General features: G+C 37.5%; 4 protein-coding genes and 1 pseudogene. 3 read left to right on the top strand and 2 right to left on the bottom strand.

Annotated elements, in window-relative coordinates; genetic code table 11:
* Positions 1-13 precede the first annotated feature (13 nt).
* Positions 14-364, bottom strand: coding sequence for a crossover junction endodeoxyribonuclease RuvC (locus tag P9B04_RS18185; protein ID WP_342056392.1), 351 nt, complete (start codon positions 362-364; stop codon positions 14-16).
* Between the two features lie 90 nt (positions 365-454).
* Positions 455-649 (bottom strand): cold-shock protein, encoded by a 195-nt coding sequence (locus P9B04_RS18180; protein ID WP_342056391.1) that lies wholly within the window; start codon positions 647-649, stop codon positions 455-457.
* Positions 650-903: 254 nt separating this feature from the next.
* On the opposite strand from P9B04_RS18180, the gene P9B04_RS18175 reads away from it, so the two are divergent.
* The 3 genes and pseudogenes from P9B04_RS18175 to P9B04_RS18165 form a co-directional block, all read left to right on the top strand.
* Positions 904-1,797 (top strand): DUF4351 domain-containing protein, encoded by an 894-nt coding sequence (locus P9B04_RS18175; protein WP_342056390.1) that lies wholly within the window; start codon positions 904-906, stop codon positions 1,795-1,797.
* 239 nt (positions 1,798-2,036) lie between these two features.
* Positions 2,037-2,906: a hypothetical protein gene (locus tag P9B04_RS18170; RefSeq protein WP_342056389.1), complete on the top strand. Its 870-nt coding sequence runs from the start codon at positions 2,037-2,039 to the stop codon at positions 2,904-2,906.
* A 70-nt stretch (positions 2,907-2,976) separates the two neighbouring features.
* Positions 2,977-3,193, top strand: a pseudogene (locus tag P9B04_RS18165) (DUF4351 domain-containing protein); the annotation flags it as partial.

The raw sequence follows: 3,193 nt of genomic DNA, 5'->3' as shown, positions 1-3,193 counted from the left end.
TAATAATCAAAAGTCAAGCTTGTATTCCCAAACCACACCAAGCGGTATAAGCAACGGCGATCGCATCAACCTCTTGGTTTAGTAATATACTTTGTAAATCGAACAACTCCTCAACAATAGCAGTAAGGTCTTCTCGTTCGGCTTTGGGACTATCAAGGTTACTTTTCCAAGTAGCAGGATAGATCATAACAGGTAAGCAACCATGACGGTAAGCCACTAAATTAACCACTCCTAAAACTTGCAGTAACTTGGTGGTTGAGGGATATTCAGCCCGAATAAAAGGTTGTTCAAGGGCGATATTATTCGGTTGATATTCAACGAGGATTTCCCGTAAATCAGTCTCGATTTTAAGGTAAAGGGTCATGGGAATCAGTTTCAATCAAACCAAAATCAACCAGTAATGGTTCATCTGTAATTTTTTCACCTGTAAATTATTAGTTGGGATGAGAATAGGTTAGATAGTTCGGACATTGATGGCACAAGGGCCTTTTTTTCCTTGTCCCACGTCATACTCGACTGTTTGTCCTTCATCTAAAGATTGGCTTTGAACTTCTGAATAATGGACAAACAGATCATCTCCTCCATCCTGTTGTGCGATAAACCCATAGCCTTTCTGGGTATCGAACCACTTAACTTGACCTTGTGCCATAAAACTGTTTAAATCTCATAGGAAGAATAATAATGCTGCTGGCGATGGCTTTAACCGTCATCAGCAATTTCATCTGGCTTGATTATATAACTTATGGAAAAGACTTGGCACTATAAGTTTAAACGGGCTATTTAACTGGACAATATGGTTTTTATACAGATTGATGTCGAATTGAGCGATCGCGATGATAGAATAGAATAAGGAGGTTTTAGTGTCCTATGTTCTAAACTATTAGTCAAGGAGAGAAACGCTCATTGACCCGTTTTATATTTGACCAGTTCAGCAAAGACTTGTTTGAAAGTTTGTTAGGAGATTATGGAGTAGTAGAAACGGGAAAAAGAGTATCTTCGGAAGTAAGAGAGATAGATGTGTGGTTTTCGCCCCAAAAAAAGGATTTACCACCAGAATTAGGATTATTAGGGGAAATGGCTTCAAGTGGAACCGTAAGTTTATTTGAGCCTTATAGAAATCCAGTGACTGTGAATGAAATAGCTGATTGTTTGCAAAAGCAGAACACAGTACGAGGTCAAATGTACAGAGAAGCCTTGCGTAAAAAAAGACGTTTTGAGTTAGCAGACTGGCCGAGATTGTGGATCTTAACGCCAACGGCATCAAAGGAGGTTTTAGGAACCTTTGGAGGGAGAAAAACCAGTGAGGAGATGGAAGGGGTTTATTATTTAACAGAGGGGCTAAAAACAGCTATTGTAGTGCTACATCAGCTTCCGGCTATTCCCTCTACCTTATGGTTGAGAATATTAGGAAGAGGTAAAATACAAGAGCAGGCGATCGATGAATTAGAAGCCCTACCAGTTTCAAACCCCATTCGGTCAATAACCTTAGAATTATTATACAATCTACAGCAAAACTTAGAACTATCAACAGAACAAGAGCAAGATGCTCAGGAGCTAATTATGCGGTTAAAGCCACTATATCAAGAAGATCGGCAACGAGCTATGGAGGAAGGTAGGCAGGAAGGAGAAGCTAATTTGGTTGTCCGTCTTCTCTGTCGGAAAAATAGTCAAATTTCTTCAGATTTAGAAAGCCAAGTCCGTCAATTATCTATTGAACAATTAGAGGCATTGGGAGAAGCCCTATTAGATTTTCAATCTGAATCAGATCTCCGTAATTGGTTGGCACAACAGGATTGATGGGATTTTAAATCTCTCAGTAATAGGAAGTAACAAGCTTGAAAGGTCGTTCTTAATGGGCTAAGATATTTTCGATGAGGTCTCCCCTCCCCGCTTGTCTCACAAGATCGGCGAGGCGATCGCTATAATCACTACTAGGTCAAAAATGCGATGGCGGTAATCAACGAGGATATCTTGACGAATAGTCATAAATCAAGTGTAGACTCGACTTGTATATGGACAGATAGATGTTAAGGGTTATGGATCTTGATTTCTTAATGTTTTCTGGGTTAATGGGAGAAGTTTCCCCTGTTGAACCCAAAGTGAAAGAATTTCTGCAACAAGAGAAAATTACAGAAGAGAGTCCAGGTCGTATTTTTAAAGATTGGCAAACCTTATTAGATTTTATTGGCTCTGAAGGGGTAGAAGTAACTGGAAAAAATGATTATTTTCCCATGAAACTTTTACCACAAATAAATGCTGTCCTGAGTACACCTATTGAAATTGATTTAAAACGACCTCAACAAAAATCCTATCCTTGTATTCATGGACTTTACTTACTGGTAAGAGTATTAGCAATAGCCGAACCTATTCGAGAAGGAAAGAAGTCGAACTTAAGAATTAATCAAGACGTATTTCAAAAATGGCAAGAACTTAACTTAACTGAACAGTATTTGATTTTATTAGAAGTTGGGGTGTTTTGGATTTCAATTGAGTATGGGGGGATGGCGAGTTTTCTTTCGACTTTTAATATTTGGATGAGGCTGCCTCAAAAAAAAGTAAAAATCACTAAAAAGAATGCTGGTAAATATAATCTGGAACATCTCGAAACCCTGACAAATTTAGCTATTTTAGATTTATTTGGTTTAGTAAAATTAGAATTCGGGAAACCCTTAGAAGGGAAAGGATGGAGGATTAATTCTATTGAAAAGACCCCTTTTGGAGAAGAGCTTATGAAAGTATTAATTTGGGTTTTTATGAGTAAGAAAAGCCGATTAAAGTCTGATGATAATGAATTTTATAATAATCCTTTAACTTATGGGAAACTACAACCTTTCTTACAAGAGTATTTTCCTGAATATCAACATAAGTTTACTATTCCTGATCGGAAAAATAAGGAAGTCAATTAATTATCAGATTTGATTGTATAATAATGAGAGAGCAAGAAATGTCTGGTAAAATATCAAAGAGGGATTCCCATTGACACGCTTCATATATGACCAATTTTCAAAGGATCTTCTAGAGACGTTGTTGTTGCCGTATGGGGTGGTGGAAGGAGCAAAAAGGGTATCCTCAGAAGTAAGAGAAATAGATGTGTGGTTTGTGCCAAGAGAGACAAAATTGCCGTCAGAATTAGGATTATTAGCCTGCATTATTCATGAAGAAAAAACAAAACAAAAAAATAAGCAATTAGCAT

This window comes from Crocosphaera sp. Alani8 (genome assembly GCF_038442745.1).
GTDB lineage: Bacteria > Cyanobacteriota > Cyanobacteriia > Cyanobacteriales > Microcystaceae > Crocosphaera.
The sequence above is the reverse complement of the archived record's forward strand: the minus strand, read 5'-3'. Positions and strand labels throughout refer to the sequence as shown.